We start from the raw sequence: 24979 nt of genomic DNA, 5'->3' as shown, positions 1-24979 counted from the left end.
GCGATCGGGCCGTCAAGTCCCGTCCTGCTCGTTATGCTGTCCGGTTCCTCAGAAAGAACCTTAACTGAACGGCATTAGCCATCGAGCCGGGTTTTTTATTGGCGCCGCATTTGGGCGGCGTCGGGGCGTTCACGCGGCATGCGCCGCGCGTGCGGTCACGCGCCCTTGTCGGAGCGGCGCTCGTCGAAGAAATCCTGCACGACAGCGATCTCGCGCGTGCGCTTGAACGGCGGCAGGCTTTGCCAGATCCGGCGCCCGTAAGGCTTGTCGACGAGCCGCGTGTCGCAGATCATCAGCACGCCGCGATCCGTCTCCGCACGAATCAGCCGGCCCGCGCCCTGCTTCAGCGTGATCACGGCCTGCGGCAACTGGTGCACGGCGAACGGGCTCAGCCCCTTCTTCGTCAATGCATCGAGCCGCGCGGCCAGCACCGGATCGTCCGGCGGCGCGAACGGCAGCTTGTCGATCACGACCAGCGACAACGCATCGCCGCGCACGTCGACGCCTTCCCAGAAACTCTGACTGCCGACCAGGATCGCATTGCCGTACGCGCGAAAGCGGTCGAGCAGCTCGGTGCGGCTGGCGTCGCCCTGCACGAGCAGCGGCGTGTTCCAGCCGCGCGATTCGATCACGTCGCGCAGCTTCGACGCGATCCGGTCGACCGCGCGCAGTGTCGTGCACAGCATGAACACGCCGCCGCCGGATGCCTCGATCGCCGGCAGCGCGGCATCGAAGACGGCATCGGTAAACGCCGGCGACGACGGCTGCGGCAGGTTGCGCGGCACATACAGCAGCCCCTGCGACTGGTAATCGAACGGGCTGGCGAGCGTCATCGAACGACGCGAACTGAGGCCCATCTGCGCCGCGTAGTGCGTGAAATCGCCGCGCACCGACAACGTGGCCGACGTAAACACCCATGCGCGCGGCACGCCCGCCCGCTGCTTCGCGAAAATCGGCGCGACCGACAGCGGCGTTTCGTGCAGCTGCACGGTATGCGCGAACACCTCGACCCAGCGCACCTTCTCGTTCGGATCGCCCTCGGCAGCCGCCTTGTCGCCGGCTGCCGCCGCATCGGCCTGCGCGGCTGCTTCCGTCGCGCCGGGCGCGACCCAGCCGGCCAGCAGGTCCTGCAGCTCGCGCGCGCGCCGCAGGCACGCACCGAGCGATTCCGCGCGCTCGGCCTGGCCCGCGAGCGCCGATGCGAGCGCATCGAGCGCAGCGTCGAGCGCGTCGAGCGCGCCGAACATCGGGTGATCGTCGCCGAGCTGCGCGAGTGACATGCGAACGATCTGGTCGTTCGCGAACGCGAGGCGCAAGTCGCGCGCCGCGCGCTCGAGATCGCCGCCGAGCTTCACCCACTCGACCGCGTCGCGCGCATGGCTCAGGCCTTCGGCCACCGTGTCGCGCGCGAGCTCGAGGATCTGCGTCGTCGACAGCGTCTCGCCGAAGAACAGCGTCGCCGTCTCCGGCAACTGGTGCGCTTCGTCGAAGATGATCGTGTTCGCGTTCGGCAGCAGTTCGGCCATCCCCGTGTCGCGCAGCATGATGTCCGCGAAGAACAGGTGATGGTTGACGACGACGACGTCGGCCTGCTGGGCCTCGCGCCGCGCCTGCATCACGAAGCATTCCTTGTAGTGCGGGCATTCCTGGCCAAGGCAGTTGTCGCGCGTCGACGTGACCATCGACCACACGGGCGCGTTTTCCGGCACGCTCGCGAGCTCGGCCTTGTCGCCGCTCTTCGTGATTTTCGCGAAGCGGACGATTTCCTGCAGATAAGCGGTGTCCTGCCGCGACGGCAGCCGGCCGTTGTCGGCCGTGCGCTGCAGGTAGTAGTGACACAGGTAGTTGGCGCGGCCCTTGAGCATCGCGACCGTCACCGGCACCGCGAGCGCGTTGCGCACGGTGGGGATATCGCGCTGGAACAGCTGGTCCTGCAGGTGCTTCGTGCCGGTCGACACGATCACCTTGCCGCCCCACAGCATCGCGGGCACCAGATACGCATAGGTCTTGCCGGTACCCGTGCCGGCCTCGACGATCAGCGTGTTGTCGCCGGCGTCGCTGTCGGATTCGGTTGCCGCGGCATCCTCCGCGGCCGGCCCGCCCGGCTTGTCGGCGTCGCCCAGGCGGCGCGCCGGCCGCTTGCGGGTTTCGAAGATCTCGGGTTCGGGCATCCGGCGCGCCGACGCTTCCATCGCGGACGCGACCGCGCGCGCCATCTCGATCTGCGACGTACGCGGCCGATAGCCGTCGAGCGCGCGCGCCAGCAACCCGCCAACGCCAAAGATCGTGTCGAGTTCGTCGACGCGTTTGCGGCTCAGCTCGAAGGTGCCTTCGGGCGCACGAGCGCGCCCGGCGGACGTCGTGTCACGCCGGGCATCGGGGGTGGCTTCAAGCGGTGAATTCAAGGCAAGCGTTCCTGTGTCCAGCGCCCGGGCGGCGCCGGCGCTTGCCAGGCCGCGCTCAGGCGCGCTTATCCGGTTCGAGCTGCGATTGCAGCAAAATGATTTTGTCCTTGGCCGCCAGCTTTTCCTTCTTCAGCCGGTGCAGCGTGATGTCGTCGATGTCGGAGTGTCCTTCCTTCAGCTCGATCTCCCGAGCGAGCTGCTGGTGCTGCTCCTGCAATGCAGCCAAACGGTTGTGCAATTCCTGCTGCTGTTCCGTGTGACGGTTTTGCATACTTGCCTCCTCATCGAAGCAGCGCGACGACTGGCGTGCCGACGCGCCCGAGACTGATCCCGATCAATTCAACACGTTACTGCCCCTGCTGTTGCTGCTGCTTGGCCTTCTGGGCCGCTTCCTGCTGACGCCGCTCGACATCGGCCTTGTGCTGCGCGGCTTCCTTCTGCTTCTGCTCGTAACGCGTGGCGTTGTCCGCCCGCTCCTGCGCCTTCTGCGCGGCCTGCTGGTGCGCCTGGTCGAGCTTGCGCTGGAAATCCGCCTGCTTCTGGTCGTACGCCTGCTTGCTCGCCGCGCGTTGCGGCCCTTCCGCGCCGCGCTGCGCCTGCTTCAGTGCATTCTGCTCCTGCTTGTCGCGGAATGCAGCCGCGTTGGCCGCGTCGTTCGCCGCCCGCTGCGGCGCTTCCGCCGCGTTCTGGGCCTGCTTCAGCGCCTGCTGCTGGTCGCGCTGCTGCGCCCGCACCGCGCGCTGCTCGTCGTTGAGCGCGAGCTGCTCCTGGCGGATGCTCGCGCGCTCCTCGCGCATCTGGTCACGCGCCTTGCCCAGACAGTGATTGACGAAGAATTTGTTGTAGCAATCGTGCTCCGCCACCGCATAACGATAATCGTTTTCCGCGGAGCGTTGATTGAGCACTTTTTGACGGGCGTCGAAATCCGGGGCGGCGGAGGCGGCAACGGACGCGGACGCGGCGGCGTCCGAGGCCTGCGCGAATGCGCCGGAAGGCCCGGCAGACAAAGCCGCGGCGAGCGCTGCGCCGAGCGCGACGAGAGAAATACGGGAAGTTGGCAACGTCGTAGGAAAGCTGCGGGACATGTGTCAAATTCTATCACCCCCGGCTGGACGCTCCGCCATTTATGGCAAAATGCCCCGCTTCATTCACCCGCGGCCTCTGGCCCGCCGGGCAGCCCGCCGCTTCGGGCCTGCCGGCCCGCGCCGCGATTTCAGCAGGCAGACAGACCATCCACGACATGACGGAAACCGTAGCACTCAAGATCGTACAGCGCATCGCCACCGAACTGTCCGTCCAGCCGCGCCAGGTCGCGGCGGCCGTGCAACTCCTCGACGAAGGCTCGACCGTTCCGTTCATTGCCCGGTACCGCAAGGAAGTGACCGGCAACCTGGACGACACGCAGCTGCGCAACCTCGAGGAACGCCTCCTGTACCTGCGCGAACTCGAGGATCGCCGCGCCGCGATCCTGTCGAGCATCGACGAACAGGGCAAGCTGACCGACGAACTGCGCGCCGCGATCGACGCGGCCGACAGCAAGCAGGTGCTCGAGGACCTTTATCTGCCGTACAAGCCGAAGCGCCGCACGCGTGCACAGATCGCCCGCGAGGCCGGCCTCGAGCCGCTCGCGCACGCGCTGCTCGCGAACCCGCTGCTCGACCCGCAGGCCGAGGCGGCCGCGTATGTCGACGCCGACAAGGGCGTCGCCGACGTGAAGGCCGCGCTCGACGGCGCGCGCGACATCCTGTCCGAGCAGTTCGGCGAGACGGCGGAGCTGCTCGGCAAGCTGCGCGACTACCTGCACAGCCAGGGCGTCGTGTCGTCGGCCGTCGTCGAGGGCAAGGAAAACGAGGAAGGCGAGAAATTCCGCGACTATTACGACTACGCGGAAACGATCAAGACCGTGCCGTCGCACCGCGCGCTCGCGCTGTTCCGCGGCCGCAACGCGGGCGTGCTGACGATCAAGCTCGGCCTCGGCGAGGAACTCGACGCGCAGGTGCCGCATCCGGGCGAGGCGATGATCGCGCGCCATTTCGGCATCGCGAACCAGAACCGTCCGGCCGACAAATGGCTGTCCGACGTCTGCCGCTGGTGCTGGCGCGTGAAGGTGCAGCCGCATATCGAAAACGAACTGCTCACGCAGCTGCGCGAGACGGCCGAAACCGAAGCGATCCGCGTGTTCGCACGCAACCTGAACGACCTGCTGCTGGCCGCGCCGGCCGGCCCGAAGGCCGTGATCGGCCTCGACCCGGGCCTGCGCACGGGCGTGAAGGTCGCGGTCGTCGACCGCACCGGGAAGGTGCTCGCGACCGATACGATCTACCCGCACGAGCCGCGCCGCGACTGGGACGGCTCGATCGCGAAACTCGCGCGCATCGCCGCGCAGACGCAGGCCGAACTGATCAGCATCGGCAACGGCACCGCATCGCGCGAAACCGACAAGCTCGCGAGCGAACTGATCGCGAAACACCCGGAGCTGCGGCTGCAGAAGATCGTCGTGTCAGAAGCCGGCGCGTCGGTCTACTCGGCGTCCGAGCTCGCCGCGAAGGAATTCCCGGACCTCGACGTGTCGCTGCGCGGCGCGGTGTCGATCGCCCGCCGCCTGCAGGACCCGCTCGCCGAGCTCGTGAAGATCGAACCGAAGGCGATCGGCGTCGGCCAGTACCAGCACGACGTGAACCAGCGCGAACTCGCCCGCTCGCTCGACGCGGTCGTCGAGGATTGCGTGAACGCGGTCGGCGTCGACGCGAACACCGCGTCGGCCCCGCTGCTCGCCCGCGTGTCGGGCCTGAACGCGACGCTCGCGCGCAACATCGTCGACTACCGCGATGCGAACGGCCCGTTCCCGTCGCGCGAGCATCTGCGCAAGGTGCCGCGCCTCGGCGACAAGACCTTCGAGCAGGCCGCCGGCTTCCTGCGCATCAACGGCGGCGAGAATCCGCTCGACCGCTCGTCGGTGCACCCGGAAGCGTATCCGGTCGTCGAACGGATGCTCGCGAAGATCAACAAGCGCATCGACGACGTGCTCGGCAACCGCGAAGCGCTGTCGGGCCTGTCCCCGACGGAATTTGTTGACGAACGTTTCGGCCTGCCGACCGTGCGCGACATCCTGGCCGAACTGGAGAAGCCGGGCCGCGATCCGCGCCCGGAATTCAAGACGGCCACGTTCCGCGAAGGCGTCGAGAAGGTATCGGATCTCGTGCCGGGCATGACGCTCGAAGGCGTCGTGACGAACGTCGCCGCGTTCGGCGCGTTCGTGGATATCGGCGTGCACCAGGACGGCCTCGTCCACGTGTCCGCGATGTCGACGAAGTTCGTCAAGGACCCGCACGAAGTCGTGAAGGCCGGCCAGGTCGTCAAGGTGAAGGTGATCGACGTCGACGTGAAGCGCCAGCGCATTGCGCTGACGATGCGCCTCGACGACGACGCGGCAGCGCCCGGCATGACGTCGCGCGGCGGCCAGGATCGCGGCAACGCGGGCCGCGGCGCCGCCCGCCCGCAGCGTTCGCGCGAGCCGGAACCGGCCGGCGCGATGGCCGCTGCATTCGCGAAGCTGAAGCGCTGAGCACGCGAAGCGTCGAAGCAATAAAAAACCCGCCGAAAGGCGGGTTTTTTATTGCTTCGGCGACACGCGCCGCCTGCTCGGCATGGTCCGCCGCATGGGCGGCCCCATCGCGCCCGTCAGATCTCGATCTTGGTGCCGAGCTCGACGACGCGGTTCGCCGGAATCGAGAAGAAGTCGGTCGGCTTCGCCGCGTTCTGATGCATCCACGCGAACACGCGCTCGCGCCAGATCGACATCCCCGGCAGATGCGTCGGCACCACCGTTTCGCGCGCGAGGAAGAACGACGTGTCCATCAGTTCGAACGTCATGTCGTGCGTGCGGCCGAATTCCTCGAGCACGGCCTTCACGTCCGGCGTCTCGTTGAAGCCGTACTCGGCCTTGACGATGTACAGCCCGCCGCTCGCATCGCGCGAACTCAGGCGCTTGTCGTCGCGCACGTACGGAATGTCGCGCGTGACGAACGTCAGGAAAATGGTCCGCTCGTGCAGCACCTTGTTGTGCTTCAGGTTGTGCAGCAGGCTGACGGGCACGAGCTTGTCGTTGCCGGTCAGGTAGATCGCGGTGCCCGACACGCGGTGCGGCGGATGCGCGAGCAGCCCCTGCAGGAACGGCTCGAGCGGGATACCGTCGGCCGCCGTGCGTTCCTTGACGATGTGACGCCCTTTGTACCAGGTCATCAACAGGAAGAACAGCAAGGCGCCGATGCCGAGCGGCAGCCAGCCGCCCTGCGCGACCTTCAGCAGGTTCGCGCCGAAAAAGCCGAGGTCGATCGCGAGGAACACGGTGATGATCGCACCGACCAGCAGCCGGTTCCAGTTCCACACCTTGACCATCACGACGCACGCGAGCACGGTCGTGATCACCATCGTCGCCGTCACCGCGATGCCGTACGCGGCCGCGAGGTTGTCGGAGCTCTTGAAGCCGACGACGATACAGAGGATCACGGCCAGCAGCAGCCAGTTCACGACCGGCACGTAGATCTGGCCGATCGCGAGCTCGGACGTATGCAGTACCTTCATGCGCGGCACGTAGCCGAGCTGGATCGCCTGCGACGTCAGCGAATACGCGCCCGAGATCACCGCTTGCGACGCGATCACGGTCGCGACCGTCGACAGCACGACGAGCGGCAGCAGCCCCCATTCGGGCGCCAGCAGGAAGAACGGGTTTTCGATCGCCTTCGGATTCTGGATCAGCAGCGCGCCCTGACCGAAGTAGTTCAGCACGAGCGACGGCATCACGAGCCCGTACGCGGCGTACCGGATCGGCTTTGCGCCGAAGTGCCCCATGTCCGCGTAGAGCGCTTCCGCGCCGGTCAGCACCAGCACGACCGAGCCGAGCACGACGTACGCCTGCAGCAGGTGGTCGGCCATGAACGACGCCGCGTAATACGGATTGATTGCCGCGATGATGCCCGGCACGCGCACGATGTGGTACACGCCGAGCGCCGCGATCACGACGAACCACAGCACCATGATCGGGCCGAACAGCTTGCCGACCAGCGCGGTGCCGTGCCGCTGGATCCAGAACAGCGCGATCAGGATCACGATCGTGATCGGCAGCACGAGATGGGACAGGTGCGGTGTCGCGATCTCCAGACCTTCGACGGCCGACATCACCGAGATCGCCGGCGTGATCACCGCGTCCCCGTAGAACATGCACGCGCCGAATATCCCGAGCGCCATCAGCGCGCCCGCGACCCGGGTTTTGGAATCGAGCGGCCGCAGCGACAGCGCCATCAGCGCGAGCACGCCACCTTCGCCGTTGTTGTCCGCCCGCATCACGAATAGCAGGTACTTGACGCCGACCACCAGCACGATCGCCCAGAACAGCAGCGAGATCACGCCGAGAATCGACCCTTCGGTCAGCGGGATGCCGTGCGCGGGGCTGAACGCCTCCTTGAGCGAATACAACGGGCTGGTGCCGATGTCGCCGAACACGACGCCGATGGCTGCTATCGCTAGCGCCCGCATCGAGTGTTGTTGCGTCGAATGCGGCGCGTGTGCGGCGTCGGTCGCGTGAGTCGTGTCGTTCATATGAAGCGTAATAATCGGGTCCGGGTCGGACAAAACGAGCGCTATTCTACTCGCGCCCCCGTGAAACACCGCCCTGCCGTGTTGCCGTGGAACCACGCGATCCACGCTGCGCATGCAATCCGGCGCGAGCTGTGGCAGGGCTGCCATCATAGCCGGGGCCGCGCCGCCTGCCTATCGGGTACGCACCGCGTGACGCACCGCGCGCGCCAACGAAAAAACGGCGCCGCAAGCGGCGCCGTACAAGGCTTTCCTTCGATCGGCCGGCCGCTTACGCGCCCGAACCGTCGCGCTGCGCGCGACCGCGCTTAATCCACGCCTCGAGGTTGTGCGGACGCACCGTGTCCCACTCCTCGAACGGCTGATGAATCCACGGATTCGTCGGCAGGAACTGCGTGTGATAGTCCGGCTTGACCTTCGAGCAACCCTTGTACCAGAGCACAGCCGAACGCACGGCCGTGACCGCCGGATAGCGCTCCTTCAGGTGCTCCTGCACGCGCGCGAGCGTGACGCCCGAATCGACGAGATCGTCGACCAGCAGCACGTTGCCCGCGAGATGGCCGCGCGTCATCGTGATGTACTGCGCGATGTCGAGCTCGCCCTGCTCGGTGCCGGCCGCTTCCCGGTACGAGCTCGTCGCGAGGATCGCGAGCGGCACGTCATAGATACGCGACAGCTGGTCGCCGACGCGCAGGCCGCCGCGCGCGAGGCACAGGATCTGGTCGAACTTCCAGCCCGACGCATGCACCTGGAGCGCGAGCAGCTCGATCAGACGGTGATACTCGTCCCAGCCTACCCACAGATTCTTGTCGTCGTTGCGCGGATCGGTCATCAAGTCTGCCGCCGTCATCGTGATTTGCTGCGTCATCTGGCAATTACACCTTGAACGGATGGCGAAGCAGGATCGTTTCGTCGCGGTCCGGGCCCGTCGACACCATGTCGACCGGCACGCCAGCCACTTCCTGGACGCGGGCGAGGTAGGCCTGCGCATTCGCCGGGAGCGCGTCCCACGTATTGATCCCGACGGTGCTTTCCTTCCAGCCGGGGAACGTCTCGTACACCGGCTCGCAACGCGCGACGTCAACCGCGCCGCGCGGCAGGATGTCCACGTCCTTGCCGTCGACCCGGTAGCCGACGCACAGCTTCACTTCGTCGAGGCCGTCGAGCACGTCGAGCTTCGTCATGCACAGGCCCGACACGCCGTTGATCTGGATCGAGCGACGCAGCGCAGCCGCATCGAGCCAGCCGGTGCGGCGCGGACGGCCGGTGACCGACCCGAATTCCTTGCCGACGTTCGCGAGCGTGACGCCGATCTGGTCCTGACGCTGCGGGTTGTCCGCATCGTACAGCTCGCTCGGGAACGGGCCCGAGCCGACGCGCGTGCAATACGCCTTCGTGATGCCGAGGATGTAGTTGAGCTTCTGCGGACCGACGCCCGCGCCGGCCGACGCCGCACCCGCGACGCAGTTGCTCGACGTGACGAACGGATAGGTGCCGTGGTCGATGTCGAGCAGCGTGCCTTGCGCGCCTTCGAACAGCAGGTTCTGGCCCGCGTTGTTCGCGTCGTACAGACGGCGCGACACATCGGCCACCATCGGCTTCAGGCGGTCGGCATAGCCGAGCATCGTGTCGAGCGTGGCCTGAAAATCGACGGCCGCGCCGCCCAGATACTGGGTCAGCACGAAATTGTGGAAATCGAGATTTTCGCGCAGGCGATCGGCGAACGTCTTCGCGTCGAACAGGTCCTGCACGCGCAGTGCGCGGCGGCCGACCTTGTCTTCGTACGCGGGGCCGATGCCGCGGCCAGTCGTGCCGATCTTGCCCGCGCCCTTGCGCGCTTCGCGCGCCTGGTCGATCGCGATGTGGTACGGCAGGATCAGCGTCGTGGCTTCGGAGATGAACAGACGGTCGCGCACGTTCACGCCGGCTTCTTCAAGCTCGCCGATTTCCTTGAACAGTGCTTCGGGGGACAGCACGACGCCGTTGCCGATGTAGCAGGCGACGCCTTCACGCATGATGCCCGACGGAATGAGGCGCAAGATCGTTTTCTTGCCGCCGATGATGAGGGTGTGGCCGGCGTTGTGACCGCCCTGGAAACGCACGACGCCCTGAGCGTGGTCCGTCAGCCAGTCGACGATCTTGCCCTTGCCTTCATCACCCCATTGCGTTCCCACGACGACGACATTGCGCCCGGGAGTCACGTTCACTGCGCTGGCAGACATGTTGATTCGTTAGCTGGTTAAAAACGTATTCTACCTATGTTCGCGGGCGTTTCCGAATTTTTCCGTTTCGCTTCAACGATATGCACGCCGAAGCACGGCCCGCGAACACCTCTTTATCGGGGTTCGACCACCCATGCGCCGTTACGCTCGACGAGCGAGCGATCGCACGCGAACTCGTCGAGTACGTGGTCATGGCCCGGCAGCGCCTGGATCACGACCTCGCCCGCATCGCGCAGCGCCGCGACGGCCGCGCCCAGTGCGTCGTCCTGCGCCCACGGCGCGAGAATCGCGGTGCCGCGCGCCTCGACCGGCGAGATCCGCGCGAGCTCGCGCAGGTCCAGCGAGAAGCCGGTCGCCGGACGGGCACGACCATAGGCCTGCCCCACGTGGTCGTAACGGCCGCCGCGCGCGATCGCGTTCGGCACGCCGTCGACGTAGGCGCTGAACATCGCGCCGCTGTGGTACGCGTAGCCGCGCAGGTCGGCGAGATCGATCGCGACTTCGACGCCCTTCGCCTGCGACGCAAGCTGCGCGAGATCGTCGAGCGCCCGCGTGATTTCGGGCAGCACCGGCAGGCGCGTGCGCGCCTCGGCGAGCACGCTCGCGTCGCCGTACAGATTCGGCAGCGCGCGCAGCGCGGCGCGCGTATCGGCGCCGAGATCGTCGGTGAGTTCGTTCAGCAGCGGCACGTCCTTGCCCGACAGCGCGTCGTACAGCGACTCGCCGCGCTCGGCAGCCTGCGCGTCGCGCGCCAGCAGCGCCGCGAGCACGCCCGCGTGACCGAGGTCGAGACGGATGCGCGACAGGCCCGCCAGATGCAGCGCATCGAGCATCAGTTGCTGGATCTCGAGATCGGCTTCGAGCCCGGCGTGCCCGTAGATTTCGGCGCCGATCTGGATCTGCTCGCGCGTCGCGTGCAGGCCGCGCGGACGCGTATGCATCACGTGGCCCGCGTAGCAGAGGCGCGTCACGCCCTGACGGTTCAACAGGTGCGCGTCGATCCGCGCGACCTGCGGCGTGATGTCCGCGCGCAGGCCGAGCGTGCGACCCGACAGCTGATCGACCAGCTTGAAGGTGCGCAGGCGCAGATCGGCGCCGCCGCTCGTCAGCAGCGACTCGAGATATTCGAGCAGCGGCGGCATCACCATTTCGTAGCCGTACGAACGGAAGCGGTCGAGCAGCCTGCGGCGCAGCTCCTCGATCTTGCGCGCTTCCGACGGCAGTACGTCGGCGATATTCTCGGGAAGTAACCAGGTCGACATCGGTACGGTCCTACGACGGGAAACGGCGCGCGTCACGCGCGCCGCGAGTTGAATCGGAACTTCGAAATCGGGCGGAACGAACGGCGGATGCGCCGTCCGGATCAGGGTGCCGGTCAGGTCGCGAGCAACAGCAGCACGAGCCCGAGCACCATCACGATCAGCCCGCCGATCCGGATATGATGCGGCGGTCGCTCCGCTATTCTACGAAACGTGTCGCGCCATGCGGACGGAAACACGAAGGGGAATGCACCCTCGATAATCAGCATCAGCGCTACTGCGAGCAACAACGAGCCAGCCAGGTCCATGCGAGCGACGGCGCCGCTCGACGCGGCGCCCCAAGGTCAATGTTTGCGGGGAGCAGGCGCCGCCGGTGCGGCACCGCCCGTCGGGCTGCGCATGAAGCGGAAGAACTCGCTGTCGGGATCGACGACGATGATGTCGTTGCGCTTGAACGTGTTCCGGTACGCCTGCAGGCTCGCGTAGAACTGATAGAACTGCGGATCGCGGCCGAACGCGTCGGCGGCGATCGTCGCGGCCTTCGCATCGCCCTCGCCCTTGATCGTCTGCGCGGACTTGTACGCGTTCGCGAGCACGGCCTGCTGCTCGCGTTCGGCGTCGGCCTTGATCTGCTCGACGTCGGCCGCGCCTTGCGCACGCACCTGGGCCGCCTGATCGCGCAACGCGCCGATCATCCGCTGATAGACGGCGTCCGTCTGCGCGGCCGGCAGGTCGACACGTGTCAGCTGCACGTCGACCACGTCGACGCCGAAACCGGACGCTTGCGCCTTCGCCGCATCGCGCGCCGCATCGGCGATCGCGCGCTGACCGCCGAGGGCGTCGTCGAGCGCGCGCTTGCCGAATGCGTCGCCGAGCGCGCCCTTCAGCGCGCCGGACAGCCGGTCGGCCGCCGCCGCCGGATCGCCGCCCGTCGCGGTGAAATATTTCATCGGATCGCTGATCCGGTACTTCACCGCATACGCGACGAGCAGGTCGTGCTTGTCCTCGGTCGCCAGCTGCAGCGGATCGGACGACTCGAGCGACTGCACGCGCGTGTCGATCAGCGTGGCCGTCTGCAACGGCGGCGGCAGCTTGAAATGGACGCCGGGGCCCGCGAGCTCGGGCTGCGCGCCGTCGCGACCCGACAGCACGGCCGCATGGCGCGGATCGACGGTGAGGACCGTCGACGACGCCGCGAAGGCAACGATCACGATCGCGACGACGAGCGCAATGATTCGGTTCATGTTCTGCGCTCCCCGTTACTTCGTATCGTCTTCACGCGACCGGCTGCGAAACGCTTCACGCGATCGCAGCACGTCGACACCCGACGCCGTGGCGGCCGGTGCGGCGCTCGCCGGCGCGGCTGCGGCCGGCGCCGTGGCCGCCGGTGCCGACGCCGCATCGGGCGCGGACGCGCCGGTCGACGCCGCGGCGTTTTGCCGCCCCTGCTCGACGAGCTTGTCGAGCGGCAGGTACACGACGCTGTTGCCGCCCTTGTTGCCGACGAACACCTTCGTCGCGTTCGAATAGATTTCCTGCATCGTCTCGAGGTACATCCGCTCGCGGATGACCGCGGGCGCCTTCGAGTACTGCGCATAGACCTGCTTGAAGCGGTCCGCGTCGCCCTCAGCTTCCGTGACCACGCGATCGGCATACGCCTTCGCTTCGTCGACGAGCTTCGCCGCATCGCCCTGCGCCTTCGGCAGCAGGTCGCTCGCATACGCCTGCGCGGCGCGCTTCGCGGCCTCGCGCTCGTCGCGCGCCTTCGCGACTTCGGCGTACGCGGCCTGGGTCTGCTCGGGCGCCGCGACGCTCTGCATCGTGACGGCCGTCACCTCGAGCCCCGACTGGTAGCGGTCGAGATCGCGCTGGATCGCGGTGGACAGCTGCTCGCGCAGCGCATCGCGATCCTGATTCAGCATGTCGGCCGCGCTGCGCGTGCCGACGATCGCGCGCACCGCGGCCTGCGCGGCCTGCGACACGCTGCGCTCGGGATCGACGCTGCGGAACAGGTAATCGGTGGCGGAACGGATCCGGTACTGGACGATGAAGCGCACGTCGACGATATCGGCATCGCGCGTCAGCATCGCGGCTTCCTTCACGTTCGCGAGGCGCACGACGTTGTTGCGGCCGATCTCGATCGAGCGGACCTGCGACGTGTCGACGATCTCATGCGACGCGAACGGATACGGCGCGCGCCAGTGCACGCCCTGGCCGACCGTGCCCGACAGCTTGCCGAACTGCAGCACGACGCCCGTCTGGCCGTCCTGCACGACGAACAGCCCGCTGCCCGCATACACCGCGACCAGCACGCCGATCACGATGCCGACGCCGACCCGGGCGGCCCGGCCGTTGTCGGGACGGAAGCCGTTGCCGCCCTTGCCGCCGAACAAGCCGCTCAGGCGCCGGTTGAAGTTGCGCCACATCTCGTCGAGATCGGGCGGACCGTCGCCGTCGCCGCCTTGCGGACGCTTCGATTCGTTCGCGCGGGGGCGGGATCCGTCCTTGCCATTGCCTTCGCCGCGTCCCCAGCGGGGATCGTTGATCGACAGCAAGGCGCGCATCCGCCGCCAGGTACTCCGCTCGTTGTATTCGTTCACCAGAGTTTGTTCACCAGATTGGACGCCGGCGAACCGGCCGGGACCGGTTAGCGCCCGTGTTCGGAAATCGTGTGGTCTTCGTGCGGTTCAGCGGACGTGCCATCGAGCGCGTCGGACAACGTCGCGCTGGAGAGATGTTCCGCGGAGGCGATTTCGGCGATGGCGGCACGCAACGTATCGAGACCCTGACCGGTGCGCGCGCTCAAAAAGACGCGCGAAATATTACCATACTCGTCCCGCTCGACCGCGTCGCCGCGGGCCGCCAGCTCGGGCACGGCGTCGATCTTGTTGAACACCAGCACCTGGCGGATCGTGTCCGCGCCGATCTCGTGCAGCACGCCGTTGACCTGCTCGATCTGCTCGAGCCGGACCGCGCTCGACGCATCGACCACATGCAGCAGCAGATCCGCGTGGATCGTTTCCTCGAGGGTCGCGCGGAACGCCGCGACGAGCTGGTGAGGCAGCTCACGAATGAACCCGACCGTATCGGACACGACGATCTGGCCGACCTCGTCGCCGAGGTACACGCGCCGCGACGTCGTATCGAGCGTCGCGAACAGCTGGTCGGCCGCGTACGCCTGCGCTTTCGTCAGCGCATTGAACAGCGTCGACTTGCCCGCGTTCGTATAGCCGACGAGCGACACCGACATCGTGCCGCTGCGCGCGCGCTGCCGGCGCTGCGTGCTGTGCTGGCGACGCAGCCGGTCGAGCCGCGACTTCAGCATCTTGATGCGTTCGCCGATCAGCCGGCGGTCGGTTTCGAGCTGGGTTTCGCCGGGGCCGCGCAGGCCGATACCGCCCTTTTGCCGCTCGAGGTGGGTCCACGCGCGAATGAGCCGGGTCGACAGGTATTGAAGCTGCGCGAGCTCGACCTGCAGCTTGCCTTCGTGGCTGCGGGCGCGCTGCGCGAAGATGTCGAGGATGAGGCTCGTGCGATCGACCACGCGCCTGTTAAGTGCCTGCTCCAGATTACGTTGCTGGGCGGGCGCCAACGCGTGGTTGAAGATGACGATTTCGACGTTGTGCGCGTCGCAGGCAAGCCGCAGTTCTTCGGCTTTGCCGCTGCCGATGAACATCTTGGCATCGGGACTGGCGCGACGACCGGTGAGGGTGACGGCGGGACGGGCCCCCGCACTGGAGGCGAGAAGACTGAGTTCTTCGAGACTGGCTTCGAAATCGGTCTTGCCGAAATCGATGCCGACGAGCGCTGCGTTGATCAAATTATCGGGTGTCAAGATAAGGCGGCTGGCATCGGTCGCTCGCGGCGACCGGATGCCGGCCGCTGCGATAGGTTAGGACGAGGCTTCCGCGTCCGGGTGGAAATTCACCGGGCGCGCCGGCACGACCGTCGAGATGGCGTGCTTGTAAACCATCTGGGTCACCGTATTACGGAGCAACACGACGTACTGGTCGAACGATTCAATGTTCCCTTGAAGCTTGATGCCGTTGACGAGGTAGATCGAAACGGGAACGTGCTCTTTGCGCAGTGCGTTCAAAAACGGGTCTTGTAACAATTGCCCTTTGTTGCTCATGGCGTACTCCATCTTTTTTTGCAGGTTGATCTGGATTGGCGGCGAAGAAAAAGAGATCCGGCGCCAATCGCTACACTATAGCTGATTTTGCCTGCCCCGCCCGGCCACTGGCCATGCGGCCGATGCCTTGCGCGGCGTGCTTCAGCCCTTGTCCGCGTACGGGTTGTTCGACGAACGGAACTCTATGCGCAATGGAGTCCCGGTCAGCGAGAAAGTTTCGCGGAATCGGTTTTCGAGGTAACGCTTGTAGGTTTCCGTCACCGCGTCGAGCGCGTTGCCGTGGATCACGATGATCGGCGGATTCTGGCCGCCCTGGTGCGCATAGCGCAGCTTCGGACGCACCGGGCCGCGACGGCGCGGCTGCTGGAATTCGACGGCGTCGATCAGCGCGCGCGTGAGCTTCGGCGTCGGCAGCTTCGCCATCGCCGCCGCGTACGCGTCGTCGACCGAGCGCATCAGCGTGCCGATACCCGTTTTCTTCGCGGCCGAAATGAAGTGCGATTTCGCGAAGTCGAGGAATTTCAGCTTGCGGGTCAAATCCGCTTTCGCACGGTCGCGCGCGTGATCGTCGAGGCCGTCCCACTTGTTGACGCCGATCACGAGCGCGCGGCCCTGCTCGACGACGAAGCCGGCGATGTGCGCGTCCTGGTCGGAAATGTCCTGCTGCGCATCCAGCAGAAGAATGACGACGTTCGCGTCGGAGATCGACTGCAGCGTCTTCACGACCGAGAACTTCTCGATCGCCTCGAACACCTTGCCGCGGCGTCGCAGGCCGGCCGTGTCGATCAGCGTGTATTTCTTGCCGTTACGCTCGAAGTCGACGTAGATCGAGTCGCGCGTCGTGCCCGGCATGTCGAACGCGATCACGCGGTCCTCGCCGATCAGCGCGTTGACGAGCGTCGACTTGCCGACGTTCGGGCGGCCGACAATCGCGATCTTGATGCCGCGCGACGGATCGTCCTCGTCCGCTTCCTCGGGCTGGCCCGCATACGCGACTTCCAGCGCCTCGTTGATCATGTCGGTCACGCCGTCGCCGTGCGCGGCCGAGATCGCGCGCGGGTCGCCGAGCCCGAGCTCGTAGAAATCCGTCGCGACCGCGGTGTACTTCATCCCCTCGGCCTTGTTGACGACGAGGAAGATCGGCCGGCCGGTCTTGCGCAGGTAGTCGGCGATCGACTTGTCCTGCGGCGCGAGTCCGTTACGGCCGTCGACGATGAACACGACGACGTCGGCTTCCTCGACGGCCTGCCGCGTCTGGCGCGCCATTTCGTGCAGGATGCCGTCCTTCGCGACGGGCTCGAAGCCGCCGGTATCGACGACCAGGTACGGTCGTTCGCCGACGCGCCCTTCGCCGTAATGGCGATCGCGCGTGAGGCCCGGCAAGTCGGCGACCAGCGCATCGCGCGAGCGCGTGAGCCGGTTGAACAGCGTGGATTTCCCCACATTGGGGCGCCCAACGAGGGCAATGACCGGTTTCATCTGTGTTTTCTACGGTGATGCGCAGCAGCGGGAGGCCCGCTGCTGCGGGCGGCTGCGCTGAATGAAAATATCACGAATTCGCGCCGCGCCGGATGCGCGCGCCTGGCGCGCGTTGCGCGCCGTCGTCTTTCGTCTCGAACTGCCTTTCAAATACCGAGCGGCCGGGAACGCCGGCCGCCTTCAAGTCGCGCGGCCGCGGCGCGCGGGACCTGCCCGCCGCGCCACGGCCGCACCGGTTTCCTGCGTGTCAGCGCGGGCGGAACCCGTACAGGCCGCCGTCCTTCGTCTGCACGACGAGCGTATTGCCCGCGAGGACCGGCGCCGCCGTGATCGCGCTGCCGTCGGTCTTCATCCGCGCGATGAAGCTGCCGTCTTCGCGCGACAGGAAGTGCACGAAGCCCTGGTAATCGCCCATCACGACCGCGTGCCCGAGCAGGTACGGCACGCCGACGTCACGGCTCTTCAGCTTGTCGTTGCGCCAGAGCTGGTTGCCCGTGGCCGCGTCGTACGCGGTGACGACCGACCAGTCGTCACCGCCGGCGACCACCGAATCGTCCTGCGCGAGGCCGCTGCGGCTCGAGAACGGCTTTTCCCACAGCGGCCGGCCCGAGTTCGCATCGAAGCAGCCGAGCTGACCCTGGAACGTCACCGCGCAGGCTTGCGCGCCCACGAGCGTCGGCGGACCGCTGACGTCGTTGATGCGCTCGACTTCGGTCACGCCCTTCGGGAACGACACCGGGGTCTGCCAGAACGGCTCGCCCGTCTGCAGGTTGATCGCGACCAGACCGCCGCCCGGGAAGCCCGCGAGCACGGCCGCGTCGCCCGCGAACGTCATGCCGGCCGACACGCGCAGGTTCAGCGGCACCGCACGGTTGCGGTAGTTCCACTTCTGCTCGCCCGTCTGCGCGTTGAACGCGATCACCTGGCCGTCGATCGTGCGGACGACCACGAGGCCGTTGCCGACGAGCGGCGGCGAGAAGATCTCGCCCTGCACGCTGGTCTTCCACAGCTGCTTGCCGTCCGGGCCCAGCACGAACACGCCGCCCTTCAGCGCACCGACCGCGGTCAGGTTGCCGTCGCTGCCGACACCGGCCGACAGATCGGAACCGACCTTCGAACGCCACAGCGTCTGGCCCGTCTTCGCGTCGATCTTCTCGACCGAACCGTTTTCGCCCGCCGCATAGACGGCGTCGCCCACGGCCACCGGCGAGAACAGGTAGCGTCCGCCCTTGCCGACGCTCGCCTTCCAGACCTGTTGCACGTCCATGACGGGCTTGAACTCGGTGAGCGGCGTCGGCACGCGGCGCGCGTCCTTCGACGACGAGCAAGCCGCCAAAGCGAGGACAGCCGCCGCGCAGGCAACGGGCACAGCGTAACGTTTCAGCAAATTCATCGGTTAGCGAAGCAGAGTTAAGAGGTTGAGGGGACCGGGATTCAGCCGCCGAGCGCGTCCAGCTTGAACTGCACGAGCTGGCGCGCGGACTGGTCGTCCTTCGACAGGCCGCCGAGCGCGAGCTTGTAAGCCGCGCGCGCATCGTCGGTCTTGCCTTGCGCGGCAAGCAGATCGCCGCGACGATCGGCCACGAGGCCCTTGAATGCATCGACCGGCGTACCCGACAGCAGCGCGAGGCCCGCATCGTACGCCTTCTCGTCGAGCAGCAGCGACGCGAGACGCAGCTTCGCGATCTGCTTGTACTCGTCGTCCTTGGCGTGATCGACGGCCCATTGCAGCTGCGCCTTCGCGCCTGCCGCGTCGCCGGCCGCGTACAGCGTCTTCGCGGCCGCGAGCGCCGTCATCTGCGCATACGGCGTGCTGCCGAACTTGTCTTCCATGTCGGCGGCCGCGCGGGCCATCGTCGCCTTGTCGTTCGCGGCGGCGGCCTTCTGGACCTGCTCGTACAGCCCGGACGCCTCGGCAGCCTGACGGCGCTGCCAGTAGTTCCAGCCGTTGAAACCGGCCGCGACGACGAGCGCCGCGAGCACGATCCACGTGGTGAGGTTGCCCCAGCGGGCCCACCACGCCTTGAGACTTTCAATCGATTCTTGTTCGTCGTGATAACTCATCGGCGAGCGATTCCTTCTTCCTGTTCAGGCTTTTCTTGTCGAGCGGATGCCAGCGCGATCAGTCGTCGCCGTCTTCGGCGGATGCAACCATCGCATTGATTAGGAATTCGGTCAAGCTTTCGACCGGTACGGTCTGCTGAACGTTCTTTTCCCCTTCCGCACCCACGCCGCGCAACGCTTTCACGCCCACCGTGCCGTTCGCGACCTCTTCTTCGCCGAAGATCACCGCGAACGCGGCGCCGCTCGCATCGGCCCGCTTCATCTGCGACTTGAAGCTCGCCGGCGCGCCGTCGGCGCTGCAGTGGAAGATCACGTCGAGGCCCGTGTCGCGCAGGCGCTCGGCCGCGATGAACGCCTGTTCGCGCGCGGTCTCGCCCTGGTGCACGACGTACACGTCGACGCCTTCCTGCTCGGGCGCGAGGTCTTCTTCCTTCAGCAGTTCGAGGATCCGCTCGATGCCCATCGCCCAGCCGCACGCGGCGGTCGGCTTGCCGCCGAGCTGCTCGATCAGCGGATCGTAGCGGCCGCCGGCCGCGACCGTGCCCTGCGCGCCGAGCTTGTCGGTCACCCACTCGAACACGGTCAGGTTGTAGTAATCGAGGCCGCGCACGAGACGCGGATTGATCTTGAACGGAATGTTGTTCGCGAGCAGCAGGCGCTGCAGCCCTTCGAAGTGCGCGCGCGATTCGTCGCCGAGGAAGTCGATCAGCTTCGGTGCGTTCTGCGCGATGTCCTGCAGCGCGGGATTCTTCGTGTCGAGCACGCGCAGCGGGTTCGTATACAGGCGGCGCTTCGCGTCCTCGTCGAGCACGTCGGCGAACTGCTCGAGGTACTTGATCAGCTCGACGCGGTGCGCGGCGCGCTCCTCGGCGAGGCCGAGCGAGTTGATCTCGAGCTTGATGCCGGTCAGGCCGAGGTCGTCCCACAGGCGCTGGCACATCATGATGATCTCGGCATCCGCATCGGGGCCCGCGAAGCCGAGCGCCTCGACGCCGACCTGGTGGAACTGGCGATAGCGGCCGCGCTGCGGACGCTCGTGACGGAACATCGGGCCGATGTACCACAGGCGCTTCGGGCCGTCGTACAGCATGTTGTGCTCGATCGACGCACGCACGACGGCCGCGGTGTTTTCCGGACGCATCGTCAGGTTCTCGCCGTTCAGCGCGTCGGTGAAGCTGTACATCTCCTTCTCGACGATGTCCGTGACTTCGCCGATGCCGCGCGTGAACAGCTGCGTGTGTTCGACGATCGGCGTGCGGATGTTCTGGTAGCCGTACGCGCGCAGCAGCGATTTCACGGTAGCTTCGAAGAATTCCCACAGGCCGGCATCCTGCGGAAGGATGTCGTTCATACCTTTGACGCCGGTGAGCTTCTCGATCTTGCGTTTCTGTTCAGTCATCGTTCGTGTGTGTGGACGAATTAGTTCAGGGCCTCGGTGCGGCCGTAATTGCGTGCGACGTAGTCGCTGACGATCTGCTGGAATTCCTCGGCGATCCGCTCGCCGCGCAGCGTCTTGACCTTCTCGCCGTCGATGAAGACGGGTGCGGCCGGGTTCTCGCCCGAACCCGGCAGGCTGATGCCGATGTTCGCGTGCTTCGATTCGCCCGGGCCGTTGACGATGCAGCCCATCACCGCGACGTTCATCTTCTCGACGCCCGGATATTCCTTGCGCCACGCCGGCATCTGCTCGCGCAGATACGTCTGGATCTGCATCGCGAGTTCCTGGAACAGCGTGCTCGTCGTGCGGCCGCAGCCCGGGCACGCGATCACCATCGGCGCGAACGAGCGCAGGCCCATCGTCTGCAGGATTTCCTGGCCGACGATCACCTCGCCCGTGCGCGACGCGCCCGGTTCCGGCGTCAGCGAGATGCGGATCGTGTCGCCGATCCCTTCCTGCAGCAGCACGCCAAGCGCCGCCGTCGACGCGACGATGCCCTTCGAGCCCATGCCGGCCTCGGTCAGCCCGAGGTGCAGCGCGAAGCCGCAGCGGCGGCCGAGTTCGCGATACACGGCGATCAGGTCCTGCACGCCGCTGACCTTGCACGACAGCACGATGCGGTCGCGGCCGAGGCCCAGCTCGACCGCGCGTTCCGCCGAGCCGATCGCCGACTGAATCAGCGCCTCGTACATCACGCTCTGCGCGTCCCACGGCTGCGCACGCGCGCCGTTCTCGTCCATCATGCGCGCGAGCAGGTCCTGGTCGAGGCTGCCCCAGTTCACGCCGATCCGCACCGGCTTGTCGTACTTCGCCGCGGCCTCGATCATCTGCGCGAACTGCGTGTCGCGCTTCGCGCCCTGGCCGACGTTACCGGGGTTGATCCGGTACTTCGACAGCGACTCCGCGCAGCCCGGGTAGTCGCGCAGCAGCAGGTGGCCGTTGTAGTGGAAATCGCCGACGAGCGGCACGGTCACGCCCATCCGGTCGAGCTGCTCGCGAATCGCCGGCACGGCGGCCGCGGCTTCGGGCGTGTTGACCGTGATGCGCACCAGTTCGGAGCCCGCGTTCGCGAGTTCCTTGATCTGGATCGCCGTGCCGATCGCATCGGCCGTATCGGTATTCGTCATCGACTGCACGCGCACCGGCGCGTCGCCGCCGATCGTCACGAGTTGCCCGCCCCAGCGGACATCCACCGCATGCGATACGCGGCGCGGCTGATGCCCGCCGAACACCGGCTCGGTTGAACAAATCTGACTGCTGCGTGGGGATTGAGCTTCGGATTGCATCGATAGATCCATTTACGCGGAATGCGCCGCGACGCGGCGCATGAATTGAAAAAGCGCCGTGCCCTCACGGCCTGCCGGTATCGACGGCAAGCCTTCGCCACGGCGCTTGACGTCAGGGCAACGTGAACCGCGCCACGTTACCCCGCGCTGCCGAATATTTTGCCGGATCGACCGGTTTTCCGTCGAACGCAACCGCGTCGAGGCCGGCCTTGTTGCCGATCGTGACCTTGAACGGCCCGTCGCCGGCCACCTGCTTCGTCTCGCCGGCGCGCACGAGCGCCGAGAACAGCTCCTTGCCATTCTTGTCGCGCACGCTGAACCAGCAATCCTGCTTGACCTTCAGTTCGATCATCGACTGGCCTGCCGCCACCACGACGCTCGCCGGCTGGGCCGGCGCGGCCGTGCTTGCCGCCGCCGTTGCCGCAACGGGCTGCGACGCAGCCGCCGTCGCGACCGGGGCCGCGGGCGCCGGAACGGCCGACGCGATCGCCTGCGCCGGCGCAGCGGCCGGGGCCGGAACCTCATTCGCAACCGCCGCCGACGCGCCGTTCGTCGCCGCTTCTTCGGCGGACGACGATGCCGCCGCGCTCGCCGCCGACGCATGTTCGGCGTCGCCGCCCTTGAAGCGCGCGAGCAGGCTCGACGAATCGCCGCCAGTGTGCCACATCAGTACGGCGACCACCGCGACGATGACGATCCCCGTTCCCCACAGCCACGGATGGTGGCGCGACGAACCGCCGAGCGGAATCGACACGCGGCCGCGCGGCAGATCCGTGCCCGACGACGCCGGCATCGACAGGTCGACTTCCGGCACCCCGCGCTCGCGGCGCAGCGCCTGCGCGAACGGTTCCGGATCGACGCCGAGCATCTTCGCGTAGCTGCGCACGACACCGAGCGCGAACGTCACGCCGGGCAAATGGCTGATGTCGCCGGCCTCGAGCGCCCGGAGCTTTTGCGGTGCGACCTTGAGTCGCGCCGACACGTCGTCGACCGACCAGCCCTTCGTCTCCCGAAGCTGCGCCAGGCGGCTGCCGACCGCGGCCAGCGTTTCCAGTCCCGCCGGTGCCGGCTTCGCGGCATTCGTCTCTGCGCCGTTAGACGGCTGCGGCTCACTCATCCTTGTCCTCGCGTCGATTCTTCTTCACTGGCGGCTGCCGCCGGCTCCTGCCGGCCGGCACCCGCTACGGTTCATACCATGCGCGGCGCCGAGGCGCCGCGACCGATCGCTATTCGCGTGTTGCACCGCCAAAGGGTTCGGGCACCCCGGCCAACTGCCCCCGACTTGGCGTCCCCGACTCGGCGTCCCCGACTTGGCGTCCCCGTCAAACTGCCCGAACTTCGATGATTTTTCCTGCTGCGCCCGTCCGCTCCGCGAGGCGCGTGCGATCCTTCACCGCGCCGGCCAGCTGTCCGCACGCGGCATCGATGTCGTCGCCGCGCGTCTTGCGCACGGTCGTGACGACACCCGCATCGATGAGGATCTGCGCGAAGCGCTTGATCTGCTCTGGCTTCGAGCGGATGAGGCCCGACTCCGGAAACGGATTGAACGGGATCAGGTTGAACTTGCACGGCACGTCGCGCGTGACGGCCAGCAGTTCGCGCGCATGCGCTTCGGTGTCGTTGACGCCGTCGAGCATGCAGTATTCGAATGTAATGAAGTCGCGCGGCGCCACTTTCAGATAACGCTGGCACGCGGCCATCAGCTCGCGCAGCGGATACTTCTTGTTGAGCGGCACCAGCTCGTCGCGCAGCGCATCGTTCGGCGCGTGCAGCGAAACGGCCAGCGCGACAGGCAACTCGGCGCCGAGGCGGTCCATCATCGGCACCACGCCGGACGTCGACAGCGTGACGCGACGGCGCGACAGGCCGTATGCGTTGTCGTCGAGCATCAGCCGCATCGCGGGCACGACCGCGCTGTAATTCAGCAGCGGCTCGCCCATGCCCATCATCACCACGTTGGTGACGACCCGTTCGGCCTTGCCGTTCGGTCCGGGCGCGCGGCCCAGCGACGCTCGCAATGCAAATTCGGCCATCCGGAGCTGGCCGATGATTTCGGCTGTCGACAGGTTGCGGGAGAAGCCCTGCTTGCCCGTCGAACAGAAGCGGCAGTTCACCGCGCACCCGGCCTGCGACGACACGCACAGCGTGCCGCGCGTCTCTTCCGGGATGAACACGGTTTCGACCGCATTGCCGTTTCCGACGTCGATCAGCCACTTGCGCGTGCCGTCGGCGGAAACGTGATCGCTGGCGATGTCCGGCATCACGATCGATGCGCGGCCCTTGAGTTTTTCCCTCAGGGACTTCGCGAGATCGGTCATGCCGTCGAAATCGCCGGCGTTGTATTGGTGGATCCAGCGCTGCAACTGCTTGGCGCGGAACGGCTTCTCGCCCAGGCTGCCGCAGTACGCGACAAGACCCTCGGCGTCGAAGTCGAGAAGATTGACGGAAGTTTCGCTCGTCATGATGTGCTGCCTTGCCGCGTGCGCTGAATCCTGCCTACTTGCTGTCAGCCAGGGCTTAACGCGAGTAAACGTTCATTTCCGGGAAGAAGAACGCGATTTCGACCGCTGCCGTTTCCGCAGCGTCCGAGCCGTGCACGGCGTTCGCGTCGATGCTGTCGGCGAAGTCGGCGCGGATCGTGCCCTTTTCCGCCTTCTTCGGATCCGTCGCGCCCATCAGGTCGCGGTTCTTCAGGATCGCGCCTTCGCCTTCCAGAACCTGGATCATCACCGGGCCCGAGATCATGAAATCGACGAGATCCTTGAAGAACGGACGCGCTGCGTGAACTGCGTAGAACTTCTCTGCGTCAGCACGCGACAGGTGCGCCATGCGCGATGCGACGATCTTCAGGCCGGCGCCTTCGAAACGGCTGTAGATCTGGCCGATCACGTTCTTTGCCACCGCATCCGGCTTGATGATCGACAGGGTGCGCTCGATTGCCATAAAAACTCCAAAAAATTAAGAAGTTACAGGTTCAAATGAATCCGCTATTGTAGCACGATCCCGTGTATCATTGCGATTGAACCCTTACACGCATGAAAGGTTCAGAATCCGTATGTTTTGTTCCGCCGGGCCATTGAAACCTCCGGGCACGGAACG

General features: G+C 66.6%; 21 protein-coding genes. 1 reads left to right on the top strand and 20 read right to left on the bottom strand.

The window, feature by feature from the left end:
- Positions 1–155: 155 nt before the first annotated feature.
- From J8I35_RS21945 to J8I35_RS21935, 3 genes are all read right to left on the bottom strand, one after another.
- On the bottom strand, positions 156–2405 hold the full coding sequence (locus tag J8I35_RS21945) for an ATP-dependent DNA helicase (protein ID WP_089488487.1): 2250 nt from the start codon (positions 2403–2405) through the stop codon (positions 156–158).
- Between the two features lie 55 nt (positions 2406–2460).
- Complete coding sequence (locus J8I35_RS21940; RefSeq protein ID WP_006478692.1) at positions 2461–2676, bottom strand: YdcH family protein; 216 nt, start codon at positions 2674–2676, stop codon at positions 2461–2463.
- A gap of 76 nt (positions 2677–2752) precedes the next feature.
- Positions 2753–3490: a hypothetical protein gene (locus J8I35_RS21935; RefSeq protein WP_124637689.1), complete on the bottom strand. Its 738-nt coding sequence runs from the start codon at positions 3488–3490 to the stop codon at positions 2753–2755.
- Positions 3491–3645: 155 nt separating this feature from the next.
- Between J8I35_RS21935 and J8I35_RS21930 the strand changes: the two genes are divergently transcribed.
- Positions 3646–5970: a Tex family protein gene (locus J8I35_RS21930; RefSeq protein ID WP_124637690.1), complete on the top strand. Its 2325-nt coding sequence runs from the start codon at positions 3646–3648 to the stop codon at positions 5968–5970.
- Positions 5971–6086: 116 nt separating this feature from the next.
- On the opposite strand, the gene J8I35_RS21925 is transcribed toward J8I35_RS21930, so the two are convergent.
- The 17 genes from J8I35_RS21925 to ndk form a co-directional block, all read right to left on the bottom strand.
- On the bottom strand, positions 6087–8003 hold the full coding sequence (locus J8I35_RS21925) for a potassium transporter Kup (RefSeq protein WP_050013185.1): 1917 nt from the start codon (positions 8001–8003) through the stop codon (positions 6087–6089).
- Between the two features lie 268 nt (positions 8004–8271).
- Positions 8272–8868 (bottom strand): phosphoribosyltransferase, encoded by a 597-nt coding sequence (locus J8I35_RS21920; RefSeq protein ID WP_006478688.1) that lies wholly within the window; start codon positions 8866–8868, stop codon positions 8272–8274.
- A gap of 7 nt (positions 8869–8875) precedes the next feature.
- Complete coding sequence (locus J8I35_RS21915; protein WP_050013186.1) at positions 8876–10222, bottom strand: adenylosuccinate synthase; 1347 nt, start codon at positions 10220–10222, stop codon at positions 8876–8878.
- Between the two features lie 113 nt (positions 10223–10335).
- Complete coding sequence (locus J8I35_RS21910) at positions 10336–11484, bottom strand: ATP phosphoribosyltransferase regulatory subunit (protein WP_069620837.1); 1149 nt, start codon at positions 11482–11484, stop codon at positions 10336–10338.
- A gap of 113 nt (positions 11485–11597) precedes the next feature.
- Positions 11598–11789: a DUF2065 domain-containing protein gene (locus tag J8I35_RS21905; protein ID WP_012328623.1), complete on the bottom strand. Its 192-nt coding sequence runs from the start codon at positions 11787–11789 to the stop codon at positions 11598–11600.
- A gap of 36 nt (positions 11790–11825) precedes the next feature.
- Positions 11826–12725, bottom strand: coding sequence for a protease modulator HflC (gene hflC / locus J8I35_RS21900; RefSeq protein ID WP_050013188.1), 900 nt, complete (start codon positions 12723–12725; stop codon positions 11826–11828).
- Between the two features lie 15 nt (positions 12726–12740).
- Complete coding sequence (hflK, locus tag J8I35_RS21895; protein ID WP_089488489.1) at positions 12741–14081, bottom strand: FtsH protease activity modulator HflK; 1341 nt, start codon at positions 14079–14081, stop codon at positions 12741–12743.
- A 47-nt stretch (positions 14082–14128) separates the two neighbouring features.
- A complete protein-coding gene (gene hflX / locus J8I35_RS21890; RefSeq protein WP_175975584.1) occupies positions 14129–15301 on the bottom strand; it encodes a GTPase HflX in 1173 nt (390 codons plus the stop codon).
- Between the two features lie 72 nt (positions 15302–15373).
- The gene (gene hfq / locus J8I35_RS21885; protein ID WP_006399927.1) at positions 15374–15613 is read right to left on the bottom strand and encodes an RNA chaperone Hfq; all 240 of its coding nucleotides are present in this window, start codon (positions 15611–15613) and stop codon (positions 15374–15376) included.
- A gap of 141 nt (positions 15614–15754) precedes the next feature.
- A complete protein-coding gene (der, locus tag J8I35_RS21880) occupies positions 15755–17092 on the bottom strand; it encodes a ribosome biogenesis GTPase Der (RefSeq protein ID WP_050013191.1) in 1338 nt (445 codons plus the stop codon).
- Between the two features lie 247 nt (positions 17093–17339).
- Positions 17340–18485, bottom strand: a complete 1146-nt coding sequence (bamB, locus tag J8I35_RS21875; protein ID WP_050013192.1) for an outer membrane protein assembly factor BamB — start codon at positions 18483–18485, stop codon at positions 17340–17342.
- 41 nt (positions 18486–18526) lie between these two features.
- On the bottom strand, positions 18527–19156 hold the full coding sequence (locus J8I35_RS21870) for a tetratricopeptide repeat protein (RefSeq protein WP_209926885.1): 630 nt from the start codon (positions 19154–19156) through the stop codon (positions 18527–18529).
- A gap of 58 nt (positions 19157–19214) precedes the next feature.
- A complete protein-coding gene (gene hisS / locus J8I35_RS21865; RefSeq protein ID WP_089488490.1) occupies positions 19215–20555 on the bottom strand; it encodes a histidine--tRNA ligase in 1341 nt (446 codons plus the stop codon).
- A 20-nt stretch (positions 20556–20575) separates the two neighbouring features.
- On the bottom strand, positions 20576–21880 hold the full coding sequence (gene ispG, locus J8I35_RS21860) for a flavodoxin-dependent (E)-4-hydroxy-3-methylbut-2-enyl-diphosphate synthase (protein WP_027806072.1): 1305 nt from the start codon (positions 21878–21880) through the stop codon (positions 20576–20578).
- A gap of 112 nt (positions 21881–21992) precedes the next feature.
- Positions 21993–22997 carry a helix-turn-helix domain-containing protein gene (locus J8I35_RS21855; RefSeq protein ID WP_209926883.1) on the bottom strand — a complete coding sequence of 335 codons (1005 nt, stop codon included), beginning with the start codon at positions 22995–22997 and terminating at the stop codon, positions 21993–21995.
- Between the two features lie 205 nt (positions 22998–23202).
- Complete coding sequence (gene rlmN, locus J8I35_RS21850; protein WP_050013195.1) at positions 23203–24342, bottom strand: 23S rRNA (adenine(2503)-C(2))-methyltransferase RlmN; 1140 nt, start codon at positions 24340–24342, stop codon at positions 23203–23205.
- 55 nt (positions 24343–24397) lie between these two features.
- Positions 24398–24823 carry a nucleoside-diphosphate kinase gene (gene ndk, locus J8I35_RS21845; RefSeq protein WP_006478674.1) on the bottom strand — a complete coding sequence of 142 codons (426 nt, stop codon included), beginning with the start codon at positions 24821–24823 and terminating at the stop codon, positions 24398–24400.
- Between the last annotated feature and the right edge of the window lie 156 nt (positions 24824–24979).

The sequence above is a fragment of the Burkholderia sp. CpTa8-5 genome, from assembly GCF_017815045.1.
Lineage (GTDB): Bacteria > Pseudomonadota > Gammaproteobacteria > Burkholderiales > Burkholderiaceae > Burkholderia > Burkholderia sola.
Note: the sequence above shows the minus strand (reverse complement) of the source record. Positions and strands in the feature narration are given on the sequence as shown.

Excerpts from the sequence above, each read along its gene's own strand:
- J8I35_RS21915 (WP_050013186.1), bottom strand. The coding sequence starts at position 10,222 with ATGTCTGCCAGCGCAGTGAACGTGACTCCCGGGCGCAATGTCGTCGTC.
- J8I35_RS21920 (WP_006478688.1), bottom strand. The coding sequence starts at position 8,868 with ATGACGCAGCAAATCACGATGACGGCGGCAGACTTGATGACCGATCCG.
- J8I35_RS21935 (WP_124637689.1), bottom strand. The coding sequence starts at position 3,490 with ATGTCCCGCAGCTTTCCTACGACGTTGCCAACTTCCCGTATTTCTCTC.
- der (WP_050013191.1), bottom strand. The coding sequence starts at position 17,092 with ATGAAACCGGTCATTGCCCTCGTTGGGCGCCCCAATGTGGGGAAATCC.
- J8I35_RS21905 (WP_012328623.1), bottom strand. The coding sequence starts at position 11,789 with ATGGACCTGGCTGGCTCGTTGTTGCTCGCAGTAGCGCTGATGCTGATT.
- hisS (WP_089488490.1), bottom strand. The coding sequence starts at position 20,555 with ATGACTGAACAGAAACGCAAGATCGAGAAGCTCACCGGCGTCAAAGGT.
- ndk (WP_006478674.1), bottom strand. The coding sequence starts at position 24,823 with ATGGCAATCGAGCGCACCCTGTCGATCATCAAGCCGGATGCGGTGGCA.
- J8I35_RS21855 (WP_209926883.1), bottom strand. The coding sequence starts at position 22,997 with ATGAGTGAGCCGCAGCCGTCTAACGGCGCAGAGACGAATGCCGCGAAG.
- bamB (WP_050013192.1), bottom strand. The coding sequence starts at position 18,485 with ATGAATTTGCTGAAACGTTACGCTGTGCCCGTTGCCTGCGCGGCGGCT.
- hfq (WP_006399927.1), bottom strand. The coding sequence starts at position 15,613 with ATGAGCAACAAAGGGCAATTGTTACAAGACCCGTTTTTGAACGCACTG.
- J8I35_RS21940 (WP_006478692.1), bottom strand. The coding sequence starts at position 2,676 with ATGCAAAACCGTCACACGGAACAGCAGCAGGAATTGCACAACCGTTTG.
- J8I35_RS21930 (WP_124637690.1), top strand. The coding sequence starts at position 3,646 with ATGACGGAAACCGTAGCACTCAAGATCGTACAGCGCATCGCCACCGAA.
- rlmN (WP_050013195.1), bottom strand. The coding sequence starts at position 24,342 with ATGACGAGCGAAACTTCCGTCAATCTTCTCGACTTCGACGCCGAGGGT.
- ispG (WP_027806072.1), bottom strand. The coding sequence starts at position 21,880 with ATGCAATCCGAAGCTCAATCCCCACGCAGCAGTCAGATTTGTTCAACC.
- J8I35_RS21925 (WP_050013185.1), bottom strand. The coding sequence starts at position 8,003 with ATGAACGACACGACTCACGCGACCGACGCCGCACACGCGCCGCATTCG.
- J8I35_RS21910 (WP_069620837.1), bottom strand. The coding sequence starts at position 11,484 with ATGTCGACCTGGTTACTTCCCGAGAATATCGCCGACGTACTGCCGTCG.
- J8I35_RS21870 (WP_209926885.1), bottom strand. The coding sequence starts at position 19,156 with ATGAGTTATCACGACGAACAAGAATCGATTGAAAGTCTCAAGGCGTGG.
- hflC (WP_050013188.1), bottom strand. The coding sequence starts at position 12,725 with ATGAACCGAATCATTGCGCTCGTCGTCGCGATCGTGATCGTTGCCTTC.